This is a genomic window from Massilia sp. 05N420 (assembly GCF_056397205.1).
The window spans coordinates 1-16,650 of sequence record NZ_JBFTMX010000065.1 but is presented as its reverse complement, the minus strand read 5'-3'; the positions used below and the strand labels follow the sequence as shown (position 1 = coordinate 16,650).

The 16,650-nt window shown below is 60.1% G+C and carries 15 protein-coding genes; 14 read left to right on the top strand and 1 reads right to left on the bottom strand.

The window, feature by feature from the left end:
• Positions 1 to 404: 404 nt before the first annotated feature.
• The 14 genes from AC1DIX_RS26245 to AC1DIX_RS26180 all read left to right on the top strand — a co-directional run bounded on the left by AC1DIX_RS26245 (position 405) and on the right by AC1DIX_RS26180 (position 16,195).
• Positions 405 to 890, top strand: a complete 486-nt coding sequence (locus AC1DIX_RS26245) for a hypothetical protein (protein WP_477328233.1) — start codon at positions 405 to 407, stop codon at positions 888 to 890.
• A 32-nt stretch (positions 891 to 922) separates the two neighbouring features.
• A complete protein-coding gene (locus AC1DIX_RS26240) occupies positions 923 to 3,184 on the top strand; it encodes a polysaccharide biosynthesis tyrosine autokinase (RefSeq protein ID WP_477328232.1) in 2,262 nt (753 codons plus the stop codon).
• Positions 3,185 to 3,311: 127 nt separating this feature from the next.
• Complete coding sequence (locus tag AC1DIX_RS26235; RefSeq protein WP_477328231.1) at positions 3,312 to 4,625, top strand: lipopolysaccharide biosynthesis protein; 1,314 nt, start codon at positions 3,312 to 3,314, stop codon at positions 4,623 to 4,625.
• A gap of 30 nt (positions 4,626 to 4,655) precedes the next feature.
• Complete coding sequence (locus tag AC1DIX_RS26230; RefSeq protein ID WP_477328230.1) at positions 4,656 to 5,687, top strand: GNAT family N-acetyltransferase; 1,032 nt, start codon at positions 4,656 to 4,658, stop codon at positions 5,685 to 5,687.
• A gap of 25 nt (positions 5,688 to 5,712) precedes the next feature.
• Complete coding sequence (locus AC1DIX_RS26225; RefSeq protein WP_477328229.1) at positions 5,713 to 6,759, top strand: GNAT family N-acetyltransferase; 1,047 nt, start codon at positions 5,713 to 5,715, stop codon at positions 6,757 to 6,759.
• On the top strand, positions 6,759 to 8,114 hold the full coding sequence (locus AC1DIX_RS26220; RefSeq protein WP_477328228.1) for a polysaccharide deacetylase family protein: 1,356 nt from the start codon (positions 6,759 to 6,761) through the stop codon (positions 8,112 to 8,114). Before AC1DIX_RS26225 ends, AC1DIX_RS26220 begins: the two co-directional genes overlap by 1 nt.
• A 10-nt stretch (positions 8,115 to 8,124) precedes the next feature.
• Positions 8,125 to 9,351: an O-antigen ligase family protein gene (locus tag AC1DIX_RS26215; RefSeq protein WP_477328227.1), complete on the top strand. Its 1,227-nt coding sequence runs from the start codon at positions 8,125 to 8,127 to the stop codon at positions 9,349 to 9,351.
• A complete protein-coding gene (locus tag AC1DIX_RS26210; protein ID WP_477328226.1) occupies positions 9,348 to 10,532 on the top strand; it encodes a glycosyltransferase in 1,185 nt (394 codons plus the stop codon). Before AC1DIX_RS26215 ends, AC1DIX_RS26210 begins: the two co-directional genes overlap by 4 nt.
• The gene (hisH, locus tag AC1DIX_RS26205; protein WP_477328225.1) at positions 10,516 to 11,127 is read left to right on the top strand and encodes an imidazole glycerol phosphate synthase subunit HisH; all 612 of its coding nucleotides are present in this window, start codon (positions 10,516 to 10,518) and stop codon (positions 11,125 to 11,127) included. Before AC1DIX_RS26210 ends, hisH begins: the two co-directional genes overlap by 17 nt.
• Complete coding sequence (locus AC1DIX_RS26200; RefSeq protein ID WP_442124892.1) at positions 11,127 to 11,885, top strand: AglZ/HisF2 family acetamidino modification protein; 759 nt, start codon at positions 11,127 to 11,129, stop codon at positions 11,883 to 11,885. Before hisH ends, AC1DIX_RS26200 begins: the two co-directional genes overlap by 1 nt.
• Complete coding sequence (locus tag AC1DIX_RS26195; RefSeq protein ID WP_477328224.1) at positions 11,882 to 13,051, top strand: N-acetyl sugar amidotransferase; 1,170 nt, start codon at positions 11,882 to 11,884, stop codon at positions 13,049 to 13,051. Before AC1DIX_RS26200 ends, AC1DIX_RS26195 begins: the two co-directional genes overlap by 4 nt.
• Before the next feature lie 32 nt (positions 13,052 to 13,083).
• Positions 13,084 to 14,319, top strand: coding sequence for a glycosyltransferase family 4 protein (locus AC1DIX_RS26190; protein ID WP_477328223.1), 1,236 nt, complete (start codon positions 13,084 to 13,086; stop codon positions 14,317 to 14,319).
• 12 nt (positions 14,320 to 14,331) lie between these two features.
• A complete protein-coding gene (locus AC1DIX_RS26185) occupies positions 14,332 to 14,934 on the top strand; it encodes a sugar transferase (RefSeq protein ID WP_477328222.1) in 603 nt (200 codons plus the stop codon).
• A gap of 4 nt (positions 14,935 to 14,938) precedes the next feature.
• A complete protein-coding gene (locus AC1DIX_RS26180) occupies positions 14,939 to 16,195 on the top strand; it encodes a DegT/DnrJ/EryC1/StrS family aminotransferase (RefSeq protein WP_477328221.1) in 1,257 nt (418 codons plus the stop codon).
• Between the two features lie 74 nt (positions 16,196 to 16,269).
• Here AC1DIX_RS26180 and AC1DIX_RS26175 read toward each other — a convergent pair.
• Positions 16,270 to 16,650: choice-of-anchor Q domain-containing protein (locus AC1DIX_RS26175; protein ID WP_477328220.1), on the bottom strand; the 381-nt coding region annotated here is incomplete at its 5' end.

Below are 16,650 nucleotides of genomic sequence, written 5' to 3'. Positions count from 1 at the left end.
CATCTACGCCAACGCCGGCGGCATCCAGGGCCCGATCACGTCCGAAGACGTCGGCAACAGCGTGGCCAACAACCTGGTGTACGGTAACCGCAACAACTTCGACCTGGCCAGCCCGAGCAATGCGACCAAAGAGCGACAGCACCAGCGCCGGGATCCCTAGTTCATGCAGAACCGGCAGAGTGGCTGTAGTTCAAGCAAGAACTGCGAAGTATTGTGCGACACCCTTGACTGGCTTCAAGTTCCTTGACGAACTAAAGGCGATTTATCACGGCAAGGTCTCAGCAGTGTTGCGAAAACCCCTAAGAAATGATGTGGTGACGTTTGATCTAAGCCAAACCCAGATAGGGAACTAGTTTTACTCTGACCCCTCAGGTGCGAATTTAGTAGCTCGTCTGAGAGGCAGCATGAAGATCTGGCACAAACAATTCCTTGAGAAAACTCAATCTAGCTTACTCAGGCTGGCTTTGTCCGCCACGATCGACATCGACATCGACATCGACATCGCTTGCCGTTTCTTGCTGTCGATTCCGCTAGCCGAAATGCTCAGTATGCAAGAACCGGGCGACAAGCAGTCACATCTGCTAATGCCGCGCAATCTGACCAAGTTTCTGGCCCATCACCGTCACACGCCGCGACCACGGGACCATCGCAACCAGCCGATCAATATCGGCGCCGAGCTCGGGCGCCGCGAACTGCAGTCGATCAGTGCCGCCCCGATGGCCCTGCGCAAAATCCTTGACCCTCGCCGGCGGTTTGCCGCAGGCGGGCGACCACGGGCGGAGCATCCTGCGCAAGGCAAGCAAGATCATGCTGACAAACCGGGACCGCAAACCGAGCCTCCTTACTCGAGGCTCATCAACTCTGCAGTCTTTGTCACCAACCGGCAATGATGCGGTAAGGTCATTCGTGCAGGAGCAAGATAATGAGTACCGTAAGAGAACATCGTGCCTTAATCCATGTTAATCCCCGTTCGCCGATACTCGGCGAACCCTTCGATACCGCGGCCGAAGGGGCACAGTGGGAATCCCCTCTCGACCTCAAGAGTGGACTGTCCGCTCTGTACAGCGGCCGCTGGCTGATCGTCTGGATCACTGCCGTCGTCACCTTGTCGGCCATGTTATATACCTTGACCATCAAGCCGGTGTTCGAGGCCGACATGACGCTGTACGTCGAGGAGGAGAGCCCGAACGCGTCGAAAAACATGATGAGCGAAGCCTCGTCGCTTTTCGAGACCAAGAAGGCGCCGATTGCCGAGATGGAGTTGCTGCGCTCGCGCATGGTCGTGTCACGTGCTGTCAACAACCTGAAGCTGTACATCGACGTCGAGCCAAAGTACTTCCCGCTTGTGGGCGCCTGGATTGCAAGCAAGCTGGGCAATGACTTGTCGAATCACGGCCTGTTTGGCTACGGCGGCTATGTCTGGGGCAAGGAGAAGGCCGAGGTGTCGCTGTTCGAGGTGCCGGAAGCCTGGCTGGGCCGCCAGTTCACGCTCACGGCGCTCGGCGATCAACGCTACCGCTTTTCCGGCGGCGGCCAAGCCACCGTGTTCGACGGTACGGTCGGCCAGCACTATCGGGTGCCTACTACCCAAGGCATGATCGAATTGAAGGTCGATCGCATGTCCGCCAAGCCGGGAGCGCTGTTCGTGCTGCGTCGCACGTCGCTTCTGTCGACGACCGCGGCCATCCAGAACGCACTCGTGGTCGCCGAGCACGGCAAGCAATCCGGGGTTATCGAAGTTAAGCTGCAGGGCGACAGTGCGCGCCGAACCTATCTCGTGCTGAGCGAGATCGGCCGCGAATACATGCGCCAGAACCTGGCACGCAAGGCCGAGGCAGCAGAAAAGTCGCTGGCCTTCCTGAATGAGCAACTGCCTATCCTGAAGAAGCAGCTGGAGCAGGCAGAAGACCGCTATACCCGCTTCCGCAATGCACACAGTACGGTGGACCTCAACGAAGAAGCGCGCGTGAACCTGGCGCAAGCGGCAGCAGCGCGCGCGCGCCGTACCGACCTGATACAAAAGAAAGCCGAACTGTTGGCGCGCCTCACGGAAAATCACCCTCAGGTCGAAGCGATCGACCTCCAGCGCAAGGAAGTCGACGCCGAGCTCGCGAGAGCCGAGGCCCGCATCAAGGGCATGCCCGTTCTGGAGCAGGACGAGGCCAGGCTGACACGTGAGATCAAGGTCAACACCGAACTCTACGTGGCATTGTCGAACAGCGCACAGCAGCTACGTCTGGCCACGGTCGGGCAAGTCAGCAACGTGCGGATGGTGGACATGCCCATCCCTCCCGAACAGCCGATCAAGCCGAATCGTCCTCTCATCGTGGCGCTGGCTGCCGTCACTGGTTTATTCCTTGGGAGCGTGGCAGCCTTCGCGCGCAAGGCGATCAAGGGAGGAATCGATGACGAGCAAAAAATCGAACGCATGCTGCGTTCACGCGCTGTTTATGCACTGATTCCGCATAGCAGCAACCAGGACAAACTGATGCACAAGGCACAGGGCAGCGGCAGCGTATCGCCGATCCTGGCCACGGTCATGCCCGAGGATCCGGCCGTCGAAAGTCTGCGCAGTTTCCGCTCAGCCTTGCTGTTTTCGCTGTCTCATTTCAAGAACAATATTGTGATGTTCACCGGCCCCACGCACGGTGTCGGCAAATCCTTCGTTACCGCCAATCTTGCCGCGGTGATCGCGGCGAGCGGCAGGAGCGTGCTGCTGGTCGATACCGACATGCGCAGCGGCAGCCTGTGCAATTACCTGGGGGTGAACCGCGAGCGCGGATTGTCATCCGCGATTCTCGGGAAGGCAACGATCGATGAAGTCATCCACCATGGCCTGGTCGACAAGCTCGATTTCATTCCGACCGGTGAGCTCCCGCCGAGCGATCCCGAGTTCCTGCTCCACCCTAATTTCGGACACCTGCTGAAGCAAGCCAGCAGCCGATACGACCTGGTTCTACTCGACTCGCCCCCGCTGCTGGTAGGTGCCGATGCGCTGATCATCGGGGCACAGGCTGGTGCGGTGTTCATGGTCGCGCGTTTCAGCAGCACCAAAGAAAGCGAAATCAACGAGTCGATCAATCACTTGAATCGCGCTGGTATTCCGCTCGAAGGCGTGCTGCTGAACGATATGGCGCCGCGTTTGGGCGCTTATGGTTCCTATCCGCGTTCAGCGGCAATTTAGGCATTGATTCGATGGCTTCCGGACATGGGGATTGTGTTCGGAAGTGTATTGGCGGTCGATTCGACGATCGGCCGTTCATGTCGAGACGCGTCCGCCGGCAGAAAGGGTGGGGAGAATGGGTTTATCCATGTTAAATACCGTCAGAGCTTTTCTTGGCGCCGAATTCAACCGGAATGTACTGACGCTGATGACCGGCACGGGACTGGCACAGCTCATACCACTCGCGGTCATGCCGGTGCTGGCGCGCATTTATACGCCAGAGCAGTTCGGCGTGCTCGCGCTGTTTGTCGCAGTCGTATCGCCGCTTTCGGTAATGTCGACCGGCCGCTATGAATTGGCGATCATGCTGCCGCGGAAAGACGGGGATGCCACCAACCTCGCGGCCTTGTCGGTGGTGATCAGTCTGCTTGTGAGTGCCGTCCTGTTTGCGTGCATGTGCGCGTTCAATCGGCCGATTGCCAATGCACTGGGAAACCAGGCGATGTCGACCTGGCTGTATCTGGTACCGCTTGCGGTCCTGTTGAACGGTATCTATACGAATCTCAATTACTGGAGCAACCGGCACAAACTGTACTTCATGATGGCGCACCGGCGCGTGCTGCATAGCGGCGGAACGGCGACGGTGCAGCTCGGCCTTGGACTGATGCGTGCCGGCGCCGGTGGACTGGTAATCGGTCTTATTTCCGGGCAGACGCTGGCGATAGGATTGATGGCGAACATGATGCGCCGCCATAGCCCGCGTTATTGGCGCGCCATCGATGCCGGGAGAATGTGGGCGTTGGCAAAACGTTACAAGAGCTACCCGCAGCTTCTGGTTCCGGCACATGCGCTGGGAGCGCTTTCGATACAACTGCCGGCGATTTTCATCAACATGACGTTCGGCTTGTCTGCTGCAGGATTTTTCATGCTTGCGGAAAGGGTGGTCGCGCTGCCTCTTTCGCTGATATCCACCTCGGTCGGCGACGTTTTTCGACAGGAAATCGCCGAGCGCTTCCATGCGGGCGAGAATTGCCGGAGCCAATTCCTGTCCACGCTGAGGAAATTGACGGCGATTGCGACGCCGCCGTTCCTGGTCTTGCTGTTTTGCGCTCCCGCACTGTTTGCGATCGTATTCGGCGAACGGTGGCGTATAGCCGGGGAATACGCGCAACTCATGTGCCCGATGTTCTACCTGCGCTTCATCAGTAACCCCTTGAGCCTAGTGGCAATCGTTGCGCAGCGAAACCGTTTTGAATTCCTGTGGCAGGTCGGCCTATTGGTCTTTCTCGTGCTCGCGGCGGGCTCGCACTATGTCGTCCCGCTCGATGAAAAAACCTATGTGGCCGCCTTCACGGCCATCTACTGCACATTCGACCTCGTGAACCTCGTTGCCAGTTACAGGTTCGCGTGCGCCGGCGATTCGCGGCATCGGGCAGTCGGCCGGATTGAACAGCTGCAATGACTAATGAACTTTCCATGACCGGAGCGAGCAATGGATGCAATCGTGAGAAATTTCGTCGACACGCAAGCGGAAAGCCCACCGAGCCACGCCGGTGCGCTATCCCGCAAAACCGAGTATCGCAGGCTATGTGAAAAGGAGTCGTCGATCCCGATATTTTCCACCGACTGGTGGCTCGATGCCGCGGTGGGGCCGGCCAATTGGGACGTGGTGCTGGTCAAGAGAAACGAACAGATCATCGGTGCAATGCCRTTTGCCATCGTCCGCCGCGTCGGCATGGAGGTCATCCAGCAACCGCCCCTGACGCCAATGCTTGGTCCATGGATACCGAAGATAGGAATGACCACCAGGACCAGGCTCAACAATGAACAAAAGATCATGCATGCACTGATCGAGCAGTTGCCACGTTTCGACCATTTCAGGCAGACCTGGAACAAGAACTTGTCGAACTGGCTGCCGTTTTACTGGAATGGCTTCAGCCAGACCACGGAATACACCTATGTGATCCCCGCCCTGCATGACCTGCGCGAACTCTGGAAACAGTTCGAGGGCTCGCGACGAAAGCACTGCAAGCAAGCAATTGATCGCTACAACTTACATATTCGCAGCGACCTGCCGTTGGACGCCTTCCTGGCCCTGCATAAAATGACGCTCGCCAATCGCGGCATTTCGCAGTCATTTTCCGACGATTGCCTGCGCCGGATCGATGCCGCCTGTGTCGAGCACAACTGCCGCAGGATCAATATCGCCGTCGACGAGACAGGAAGGCATGTGGCCGGCACATACACGGTCTGGGACAGCCATTGCGCATATGCGTTAATAAAAGGATCCGATCCCAAGCTGTGGCACACGGGCGCGCCGAGTTTCTGCCAATGGGAAACTATAAAGTTCTGCGCGACGGTGGCGCCGAAATACGATTTTCTCGGAAATATGAATCCTTCCATCGAGCCCTATGTTCGCAGCTTCGCAACCGAACAGACGCCCATATTCACGATCAGCAAAACACCATCGCGGCTGTTGCGTTTGCGACAGGGCCTGAGGTCGGCCTTGGCAAGCGGACACTGAACCTTTTTTAGTTTCTGGAGGGTGCATGACAACTGCAGCGACCAAGGAAGCACTATTAGAGGTGGAGCAGTCACAACTGACCGAGGAGGCAGAGCCGCGGGAGAGTGCAGGCTCGCCCAAGGACGAGTATCGCGCATTCTGCCAGCAGGAAGCTTCATTGCACATGTTCGCCCGCGACTGGTGGCTGGACGCGGCGGTCGGACCCGAGGGATGGGATGTCGCGCTCGTGAAGAAGAACGGGGTGGTTGTCGCTGCCATGCCCTATGTGCTGCGCCGGCGGCTGGGCATGCAGATCCTCACCCAACCGGCGTTGACACCGATCCTTGGACCCTGGCTCCACCAGCTCGAAGGCAAGCCGTCGGTTCAATTCAGCAACGAAAGAGAACTCATGCAGGCGCTGATCGATCAATTGCCGCCTTTCGATCACTTCGCGCAAACCTGGGATTCCCGCCTCTGGAACTGGCAGCCTTTTTTCTGGAATGGCTTCAGGCAAACGACATACTATTCTTTCATCCTGCCTGACTTGTCCGACAGGGAAAAACTATGGACGGGACTGGACGGCAAAGTRCGTCGCTTGCTAAGCAAGCTGGAAAGGGAAAATCGTTTACAGGTGCGCGACGACTTGCCTATCGACGTACTTCTCGAGCTGAACCACAAAACGTTTGAACGCCAAGGACTGGCGTCATCGTTTGCAGACGAACTGGCCTACAGGCTGGATGCCGCATGCCAAAAACGCGGCTGCTGCAAGGTGATCATTGTGATGGATGAGGCTGGCGTACCGCACGCCGGTTACTACTTCGTCTGGGATCAGCACAGTGCCTACGGCTTGATTGCAGGGATGGATCCGGCCTACCGCCAGAGCGGCGCGAACAGCCTCTGCCTGTGGGCGACAATCCTGCACGCAGCCGGCGTCACTCGCGAGTACAACTTTTGCGGTTCGATGATCGAACCGGTCGCAGCCTTCATGCGCTCGTTTGGAGGTACGCCCACGCCGTATTTTCACATCAGCAAAACGCCGTCGCGCCTCCTCATGGTTCGCCAGACCATGCTGTCACTCATCGGGAAAAAATAATGTTGCACCTTGCTCTCCCTGCAAGCTGGATCCCCGAGCGCCGCTGGATTGCGGACGTCGTCCTCGGTCAATTTCTGGGGCTGGAGTACACGCTCACGTTCAACCCTGGGGAGACGGTGCGCATGAGCTCAGCGGGCAAGACACTGGATTTGTCGGATGCCTTCTTCGCGGTCGGCATGGAGGGCGCGGACATCCCTCGATACTGGGACCTTGCCGAGAGCGGCCTCGAGGTCCGGCTATCCGAGCCGAACATTCCCATCCTGTTCGGCGAGCCTGGCGTCACATTCGATGGCGTACGTGCGAGCTTGATGCTCGACGTGTTCGGATCGGCATTCTTCATGCTTGCGCGCCAGGAGGAGTTGACAAGCAGCACGCGCGACCGGCATGACCGCTTCCCGGCCGCCGCGTCGCTGGCCGCACGCCTCGATTTCCTGTGCCGCCCGGTCGTCGACGAGTACGTGGAAATCCTGTGGGCGACGATGTCGCGCTTGTGGCCCGGACTCGAACGCAAACGGCGTGTGGCGCGCACGCTGGTCAGCTGCGACGTCGACTTGCCCTTCGATCCCGCCTGCGCATCGATGTTCCGCCTTGGGAAGAGATTGCTGGGGCACGCATACCGGCAACGTTCGCTCAGCGCGCTGATCCCCACAGTAAGCAATTACTGGGAGGTCAGGCGCGGCAACCAGGCGCGCGATCCTTACTGGCACGCGCTGTCCTGGATCATGGATGTCAACGAGAAGGCCGGCAACCAGGTGACCTTTAACTTCATTCCTGCCCCGACCGATAGCAGCATGGATCTGGCCCCCAGCCTCGACGATCCCCGTATGCGAGGACTGTTGCGGATGGTCCATGCGCGCGGACACCTGGTCGGTATCCATCCCGGCTATAACACCTACCGCCACCCGACTGTGTTCGCCCGCTCGGTCGCGACCCTGCGCCGCGCGATGGAGGAGGAGGGCATCGTCCAGGAGGAATTGGGCGGACGCCAGCACTACCTGCGCTGGGACGTGACAGAGACTGCCCGCTTGTGGGATGAGAACGCGTTGAGCTACGACAGCACCTTGTCCTACCCGACGGTCGCCGGTTTTCGTACCGGAACTTGTCAAGAATACACGATGTATGACCTCGCCGAGCGCCGGCCACTTGGACTGAAGCAGCGGCCGCTGGTGGTCATGGAAAACTCGGTCCTCGACGAGGAAAACATGGGTCTGGGGCATGGAGACCGTGCGCTCGCCGCCATGGAGCACTACAAGCAGGTTTGCCGCCGCTTCGATGGCAATTTCACCCTGCTCTGGCACAACTCGTCGTTGTCGGACGAGGCCGATAGGGCAATGTATTGCGAGCTGATCAACTAGCGGAGATCCCATGCACGCCACTTACGCCCTCGCAGCCAGGACCAGAGCGGTCAACCCTTCCGGACCGGAGCCGGTCGCTTTCCTGCTCCTTTTTCCCGGCTTCTTTTTCTACCAGACGCTGATAGGCATGGGTGTCATGCGGGCTTTCCTGGGTGGGTATTTCGCAATCGTTTCCATCGTACTGGTGGGGCCGCTCGTGTACGCCTACCTCCGCGCGGTCAAGATCGCCAGGTACCGGATAGCGCCGACCGACGTGCAATTCGGCTTTTTCCTGGCCTACTTCCTGGTGATTGTCGTGATCAACGCCGCCTTCGGTGCCGACGCCACCATCGTGCAGACCCACGTGCTGTCGATTCTCTATTTCATCAATATCTACCTGATCTTCAAGAACGTCGATTTTTTCAACCGGAAGATGGCGATGTTGACGCTGGTTTCCTTGATGATCATGTCCGCGACCATCTTCCTGTTTTCGACGGACGGCAGTTTCCAGCCTGGACAGCTTGGCGACCCGAGCAACCCGGAAAGTGTGGCGACCTACCAGGGGTTCGCCCGCTCCTACGTACTGACCTTCGTCGCGGTTATCTGTTTTGTCCGGCTGCTCGTCGCACGCCTGGCACTTTACTGCATGGCGGTTGCGGCTCTGTTCCTGAACGGTTCGCGCAGCGAATTGGTCGCCGTCCTGTTCGTGCTRCCGCTTGTCGAGCTGTATCGGGCGAAAAACTGGCTACACGTCCTTTGCATCCTGGTGCTGGGTGTTGCCCTGTTCAGTATCAGTCCACAGACGTTGATGGAAAACGCGCCCGACAGCCGGGTGTGGGAATTGTTCGATCTGTCCCACTCCGACTCCGCGAATGCCAGGCATGACCTCACGCGGCACGCTCTGTCGACGATCACAAACCACCCCTTGCTGGGCGATTACGCCAGCTATCCCCCGGGCGGGTACTCGCACAACATCCTGTCGGCCTGGGTCGACCTCGGCTTTTTCGGCTTCGCCTACCTGTTGCTGATGCTGGCGCTTACCACGTTCAGGCTGTTCGTCCGCGGCTGGCTGGGCCGAACCCGGTCCGGCCAATGCCTGCTGGCCTGGAACCTGATCTGCATGTCGCTGTTCCTGCTGATGACAGCCAAGACCTTCGATGACATGCTCGCCGGCGCTGCGATGGGCGCCTACGCGAACTATTGCAACAGGACACGGCAAGCGCAGGTGCCGGATAAACGAAAAGGAAACGGACCATGATCAATATTCATCTGTATCCGTCAGCATTCCTGAACGAGAGCCGGATCTTGCGCGAGGCTGGCTCACTGTCGCAGCTGGCGCTTTTCGACCGGATCGACCTCGTGGGTGTGGGAGAGGAGGGCTTGGCGCCCGTCGAGAAGCTGCAGGACGACATTTGCATCGTGCGCCCTGGTCAACGCAAAGGCAGCGGTCTGGTGGGCAAGCTGGCACGCACCGCCAGTTGGAGCCGTGCGGTCTACCATCTTTACCGCAAGGAAGAACTCGGATGCGTGAACTGCCATAGCGTCGCGACATTACCGCTCGGGGTCCTGCTCAAGCGTAAAACAAAGGCCAAGCTCGTGTATGACGCCCATGAGCTCGAGACGGAAACCAATAACTTGTCCGGCATGCGCAAGTTGCTGACCAGGCAGGTCGAGCGCAGGCTGATCGGGCACGCAGACCATTGCATTTTCGTGGGAAGTGCGATCGAGCAGTGGTATGTCCGCGAGTATGGGCTGCACAACACGACGGTGCTGTACAACTGCCCCTCGCGCCGCCAGGTAAAACCATCGGACCATTTTCGTACCGCGTTTTCGATCGAGCCCGGCACGCCGATCTTTCTGTACCAGGGGTATATCGGCGAAGGCCGGGGAATTCGAATCCTGGTCGAGGCATTTTCAGCACTGGCCGGGCGCGCGGCACTGGTCGTGATGGGCTACGGATCCTTGGCTGACTGGGTCGCCAAAGAAGCGAAACACCTTCCCGGCATCCATTACCACCCGGCGGTGGCGCCGGAATGCCTGCTCGATTACACCGCCGCAGCGGATTTCGGATTGTCCGTGATTGAACCCACGTCGCTCAGCTATGAATACTGCATGCCCAATAAGTTGTTCGAATACGTGATGGCAGGCAAGCCGGTGTTGGTTTCACCCACCAGGGAGCAAAGTGAATTCGTGCGCAGGCATGCGATCGGCGAAGTGGCAAGCGACATCTCGCCGGCGGCGATCCGCGAAGGCGTTTTGTCCTTGCTGGGGCGCGACCCGCATGCCTTGCAGGCAGCGCTGACGCGAACCGCCGGCGAATTTTGCTGGGAAGGACAGGAGAAGACGCTCGAAGCACTCTATCTCGATACGCTCGGCTTGCGTTCTTTCCAAGGCACGGCGAAACAGCCATGGGAGGTGAAGCATGATCTCTGTCATTGATTACGGCGTCTGCAACCTGGGTTCGATGCTCAACATGCTGCGCAAGGTCGGCGCGCAGGCACAGCTGGCATCGACCGCCAGCGACATCGACCGGGCCGAGAAGATCATCCTGCCTGGCGTAGGCGCGTTCGACAACGGCATCGCCGCGCTCACCGAGCGCGGCCTCGTGGAACCGCTGCGCCGGAAGGCCCTGCGCGACAAGGTGCCTTTGCTGGGCGTTTGCCTGGGCATGCAGATGCTGGGCAGGCGCAGCGAGGAAGGCAGGCTTGATGGGCTGGGCCTGCTCGACGCCGAAGCGCAGCGCTTCCGCTTCAGCGCCGACAGCGGCTTCAAGGTGCCTCATATGGGCTGGAGTCCGCTATTGCCGCGGCGCGATAGCACCTTGTTGCGTGCGCTGGAGATCCGGTCCCGATTCTATTTCTGCCACTCATATCACTTGGTTTGCCGCGACGGCGCCGATGTGCTGGCCGGGGCCGGTTACGGCGGCGAATTCGTAGCGATGGTCCAACGCGACAATGTATATGGGGTCCAGTTTCACCCGGAAAAGAGCCATCGCTTCGGTATGGAATTGCTGCATAACTTTACGGAGATGTGATGTTGCACGCTCGAGTGATTCCCTGCCTGCTGATGCGAAACCGCGGGCTGGTAAAGACGGTGAAGTTCAAGAACCCCCGCTACATCGGCGACCCGGTGAATGCGGTACGCATCTTTAACGAGAAGGAAGTCGATGAACTGGTCTTCCTCGACATCGGTATCGCCGGCGGACGGGGCGCTCCCGATTTCGAACTCCTGGCCGACATCGCGAGCGAAGCCTTTATGCCGTTCGCCTATGGCGGCGGGATCACCAGTATCGACCACATCAAGCGCCTCTACGCGCTCGGGGTCGAAAAGGTGGTGCTCAACACTGCCGCCGCCGACCAGCCGCAGCTGGTCGAGGAAGCGGCTGCGCTGGCTGGCCGCTCGGGGGTGATCGTGTCGATCGACGTACGCCGCAACTGGATGGGCAAGTACACGGTCTGCGTGGCGGGCGGCACACGCGACCTGAAGCGCGAGCCGGTCGAGTACGCGCGCGCGATGGAAGGGCTTGGCGCCGGAGAGATCCTGCTGAATGCGATCGACCGCGACGGCACGATGGAAGGCTACGACCTGGAACTGGTGGGACGGCTCTGCAAAGCGGTGTCGATTCCGGTGGTGGCCGCCGGCGGCGCGGCCGGCTTGCCCGATCTCCGTGCGGGGGCGGGCGCCGGCGCGTCCGGGCTGGCGGCCGGCAGCATGTTCGTTTTCCATGGGAAGCACAATGCCGTGCTTATCACGTATCCCGAGTATGAAGAACTCGAAAGGCTATTCAAATGACGTCCCTTACGCAAAACCTCACCTACCCGACCACTTCCGGGCAGACTTATCGGGCCTGTACCCGCTGCATCATGGATACCGTGGCCGATCGCAGCATCACGTTCGACGAACAGGGCCTGTGCTGCCACTGCCTCCGCTATGACGGACTGGTCAATGCTCGCCGGCTGCGCGGCATTCGCGGACGCGAGGCCTTGCGTGCCCTGGTCGAGCGCATCAGTGCCGCCGGACGGGGACGTGAGTATGACTGCATCATCGGCGTCAGCGGCGGGGTCGACAGTACCTACGTGGCCTGGCTGGTCAAGCAGCAGGGCCTGCGTCCGCTTGCCGTGCACTTCGACAATGGCTGGAATTCCGAACTCGCGACAAAGAACATTGAACGCGTGTTGCGCAACATCGGCATCGATCTGCACACCCATGTCGTCGACTGGGAAGAGTTCCGCGACCTGCAGCGCGCCTTCCTCGAGGCCTCGACGCCGGATGGGGAGATCCCCACCGATCACGCGATCGGCGCCTTGCTGTGGAAAGAAGCGGCGGCACGGGGCATCAAGTACATCATCTCGGGGTTGAATTTCGCTACCGAATCGACCAGCGTGCCCGACTGGTCGTACGGACACTCCGACTGGCGCTATATCAAGGACGTGCACCGTCGCTTCGGCAGCGTCAAGCTGACGACCTATCCGCACTTCAGCCTGCCGTACCTTGTCTACGTCAACGTCCTGCGCGGCATCCGCATCGTCTCCATCCTCAATTACGTCGACTACGACAAGGCAGAGGCGATGGATTTGCTGCGCAACCAGCTGGGCTGGAAGGATTACGGCGGCAAGCACCATGAATCGATCTACACACGCTTCTACCAGGGCTATGTCCTGCCGCGCAAGTTCGGCGTCGACAAGCGATACGGCCACCTGTCGGACCTGATCAATGCCGGGCAGATCACCAGGGCACAGGCGCTGGCGGAGATGCAGAACCCCCCTTACCCGGAAGAGCTGCAGCAGCAGGACCTGGTCTACGTCGTGAAGAAATTGCGCCTGTCGCAGGAGCAGTTCGAGCGCATCATGCGCGCACCGATCAAGTCCTTCCGCGACTACCGCAACCTCTACGAGCCGGTGCAATGGATGCGCAATGGCGTCAACCGGCTGCGCAAGCATCACCTCTATCCACGCTAGACCCGAGTTTGTCCCTCAGCCTGGAGGACCGGATGAACATCCTGCTGATCAACCACTACGCCGGCTCGCCCCGGCATGGCATGGAATACCGCCCTTACTACCTGGCGCGCGAGTGGGTGCGCGCTGGTCACCGCGTCCGCATCATGGCGTCGGATAATTCACACATCCGCACCCATCAACCGGATCTGGCCGGTGCGCCGCGCCTGGACGAAACCATCGACGGCATCGAATACAGCTGGCTGCGGACGCCAGCCTATCGGGGCAACGGCATCGGCCGTGTCAGGAACATGGCCTCCTTCGTCATGAATCTGTATCGCGACGCCAGCCGGCTGGCACGCGATTTCCGGCCTGATGTGGTCATCGCTTCCAGTACCTATCCGATGGACATCTGGCCGGCACACCGCATTGCGCGGCTCGCTGGTGCCAGGCTGCTGTTCGAAGTGCACGACCTATGGCCTCTTTCGCCGATGGAACTGGGCGGGATGTCGAAATGGCACCCCTTCATCATGCTCGTGCAGCAAGCGGAAGACTTCGCATATCGCAACGCCGACAGCGTCGTATCGATCCTGCCCAAAGTGCGCGAGTACATGGAATCGCGCGGATTGGCGCCGGACAAGCTGCATCTCGTGACCAACGGCATCGATCCGGCCGAGTGGCAGGACACGGTGGGTGAGCTGCCTGAGGAGGCCGGCAACTTGCTGGCAAGACTACGCGCCCAGGGCATGGCCGTTGTCGGCTATGCGGGCAACCACGGCGTCTCGAACGCCCTGGACAACCTGCTCGATGCGGCCCGGCTGGTGCGTGGCGAGCCCATTGCGTTCGTGCTGGTCGGTTCAGGACCGGAAAAGACGCGCCTGCAGCAGCGTGCCGCTCTCGAAAACCTCAGCAATATCTGGTTCCTCGAACCGGTTTCCAAACGTGCCATTCCATCGTTGTTGCGATCCTTCGACATTGCTTACATCGGCTGGCATCGCCAACCTTTGTATCGTTTCGGCATCGCACCGAACAAGCTGATGGATTACATGATGGCGGCTCGCCCGGTGCTGCATGCGGTGGCGGCCGGCAACGACCCGGTCAGCGAAGCCGGCTGCGGACTGACCGTCGAGCCGGAAAGTCCGCAGGCCGTCGTCGAGGGCATAAGCAGGCTACTGGCGCTGGACGCCAACGAACGGCGGGCGATGGGGCAGCGCGGCAAGGCCTTCGTGCTCGAGAATCTGACCTACCCGGTGCTGGGGAAGCGCTTCCTGGCCGCTTGCGGCATGCCGTGAACGGGGGCAGCCATGGCGATGACTGGCTTTGATTTCTTCTGGAAGCGATTGTTCGATATCGTCCTTGCCATCGTCGGGCTGGCGCTCCTGTGGCCATTGATCGCCCTGTGCTGGACGGTCGCGGCCCTCGAGACCAGAAGCAACGGCTTCTTCGTCCATGAGAGGGTGGGACGGCGGGGCAAGCGGATTCGCGTCTGCAAGATAAAGACGATGCGGCCGTCCAGCGGGCCACGCAGTCCTATCACTGCGAACAACCTGGCCGCCATCACCAGGTCGGGGAGACTGTTTCGCAAATACAAACTCGACGAGTTGCCGCAGCTATTCAATGTGCTGGCGGGAAGCATGAGTTTCGTCGGCCCGCGGCCCGATGTCCCCAGCTACGCCGACCGGCTCGAGGGACAGGACCGCGTGATTCTGCTGTTGCGTCCCGGAATAACCGGCCCGGCCTCGATCAAGTACAAGGACGAGGAGGCGCTGCTGTCGAAGGTCGAGGATCCGGTCTGGTTCAACGACCACGTGATCTGGCCGGACAAGGTGAGGATCAACAGGGAGTATTTCGTTAACTACTCGCTGCTGCGCGACCTCGTATACATCTTCAAGACCATCTTGGGTTGATGCCATGTTAAACACGAAATTTTCCCCCTGGCCGAGCTTTACCGCTGAAGAGGCGGCAAAGGTCGCAAATGTCATCCTGTCGAACAGGGTCAATTACTGGACGGGCGAGGAATGCCGCGCGTTCGAAAGGGAGTTTGCCGACTGGGCCACGACCTCGCACGCAGTGGCGCTAGCGAACGGTACCCTGGCGCTGGACGTGGCGCTCAAGGCGATCGGCATCCGTCCGGGCGACGAAGTGGTCGTCACGCCACGGACTTTTTTTGCATCGGCGTCCTGCATCGTCACCGCCGGCGCGACCCCTGTATTCGCCGATGTCGACCGTGACAGCCAGAACATCAGTGCTGCAACGATTGCGCCGGTGCTGACGAATCGCACGAAGGCGATCATCTGCGTGCACCTGGCTGGCTGGCCATGCGACATGGACCCGATCATGGCGCTGGCAAAGGAACACGGGCTATACGTGATCGAGGATTGTGCGCAGGCACATGGCGCACGCTACAAGGGGCGCATGGTCGGCAGCATCGGGCACGTCGGTGCATGGTCTTTTTGCCAGGACAAGATCATCACGACGGGCGGCGAAGGCGGCATGGTGACGACCAACGACGAGCGGTTGTGGTCGATCATGTGGTCGTTCAAGGACCACGGCAAATCGTGGCAGGCCATATACGTGCGCGAGCATCCGCCCGGATTCCGCTGGCTGCATGAATCGTTTGGCACCAACTGGCGCATGATGGAGATGCAGGCCGCGATCGGCCGCATCCAGTTGCGTCGGATGCAAGGGTGGAGCGCACGACGGCGTGCCAATGCGCAGCGGATCGAAGCCGTATGCAGGAATTTCGCCGCTGTCAGGGTCCCGGCCGTACCCGCTGATGTCGAGCATGCATACTACAGGTTCTATGTCTTCGTGGAGCCCGATCGCTTGTGGGAGGGATGGACAAGGGATCGCATCGTGGGCGAGATCCAGGCGGCCGGCGTGCCCTGCCTGGTGGGGGCTTGCCCCGAGGTGTATATGGAACAGGCGTTCGCCGACACCGGGATGCGGCCGCGCGAGCGGCTGGAGGTGGCGCGGGAATTGGGGGAGACCAGTATCGCTTTCCTGGTCCATCCCACCCTGACGGACGAGGAAATGGAAGTGACTTGCCAGGTGATCGGGGACGTACTGGGAAGGGCGGGACATGCGAGAGGTCCCGAATATACAGCTTTCATGCGTTCGCGGAGCCCGACCGCTTGCGGGAGGGCGGGACACGGGATCGCATCGTAGGCAAAATCCGGGCCGGCCTGGCGGCCGGGCCCCGTATATTGCGATGGGCCGGCCTGGCCGGCCCCGGTATTGCCTTAGTAGAGGTTGGTTTCGTATGCACCCATGTCGATCTTGGCGCCGCGGGCGACGCCATTGAAATCGGTGCTAGGCGCGTAGTTGGTCTGGCCCTTGCTGATCGCAGGGGAAGTGGTCTTCAGGCGATAGTCGCCACCGCCGGTGGCGATGTAGTTCACGAACTGCGGATCGGCGCTGATGATGCCGGTCTTGGTCGAGGCGCTCGGGCTGRCCAGGTCGAAGTTGTTGCGGTTACCGTACACCAGGTTGTTGGCCACGCTGTTGCCGACGTCTTCGGACGTGATCGGGCCCTGGATGCCGCCGGCGTTGGCGTAGATGGCCCTGGATGCCGCCGGCGTTGGCGTAGATGATGTTGTTGTGGATTTGGATGCCACGGGTCG

Excerpts from the sequence above, each read along its gene's own strand:
- AC1DIX_RS26240 (WP_477328232.1), top strand. The coding sequence starts at position 923 with ATGAGTACCGTAAGAGAACATCGTGCCTTAATCCATGTTAATCCCCGT.
- hisH (WP_477328225.1), top strand. The coding sequence starts at position 10,516 with ATGATCTCTGTCATTGATTACGGCGTCTGCAACCTGGGTTCGATGCTC.
- AC1DIX_RS26180 (WP_477328221.1), top strand. The coding sequence starts at position 14,939 with ATGTTAAACACGAAATTTTCCCCCTGGCCGAGCTTTACCGCTGAAGAG.
- AC1DIX_RS26185 (WP_477328222.1), top strand. The coding sequence starts at position 14,332 with ATGGCGATGACTGGCTTTGATTTCTTCTGGAAGCGATTGTTCGATATC.
- AC1DIX_RS26220 (WP_477328228.1), top strand. The coding sequence starts at position 6,759 with ATGTTGCACCTTGCTCTCCCTGCAAGCTGGATCCCCGAGCGCCGCTGG.
- AC1DIX_RS26245 (WP_477328233.1), top strand. The coding sequence starts at position 405 with ATGAAGATCTGGCACAAACAATTCCTTGAGAAAACTCAATCTAGCTTA.
- AC1DIX_RS26235 (WP_477328231.1), top strand. The coding sequence starts at position 3,312 with ATGTTAAATACCGTCAGAGCTTTTCTTGGCGCCGAATTCAACCGGAAT.
- AC1DIX_RS26210 (WP_477328226.1), top strand. The coding sequence starts at position 9,348 with ATGATCAATATTCATCTGTATCCGTCAGCATTCCTGAACGAGAGCCGG.
- AC1DIX_RS26190 (WP_477328223.1), top strand. The coding sequence starts at position 13,084 with ATGAACATCCTGCTGATCAACCACTACGCCGGCTCGCCCCGGCATGGC.
- AC1DIX_RS26200 (WP_442124892.1), top strand. The coding sequence starts at position 11,127 with ATGTTGCACGCTCGAGTGATTCCCTGCCTGCTGATGCGAAACCGCGGG.
- AC1DIX_RS26195 (WP_477328224.1), top strand. The coding sequence starts at position 11,882 with ATGACGTCCCTTACGCAAAACCTCACCTACCCGACCACTTCCGGGCAG.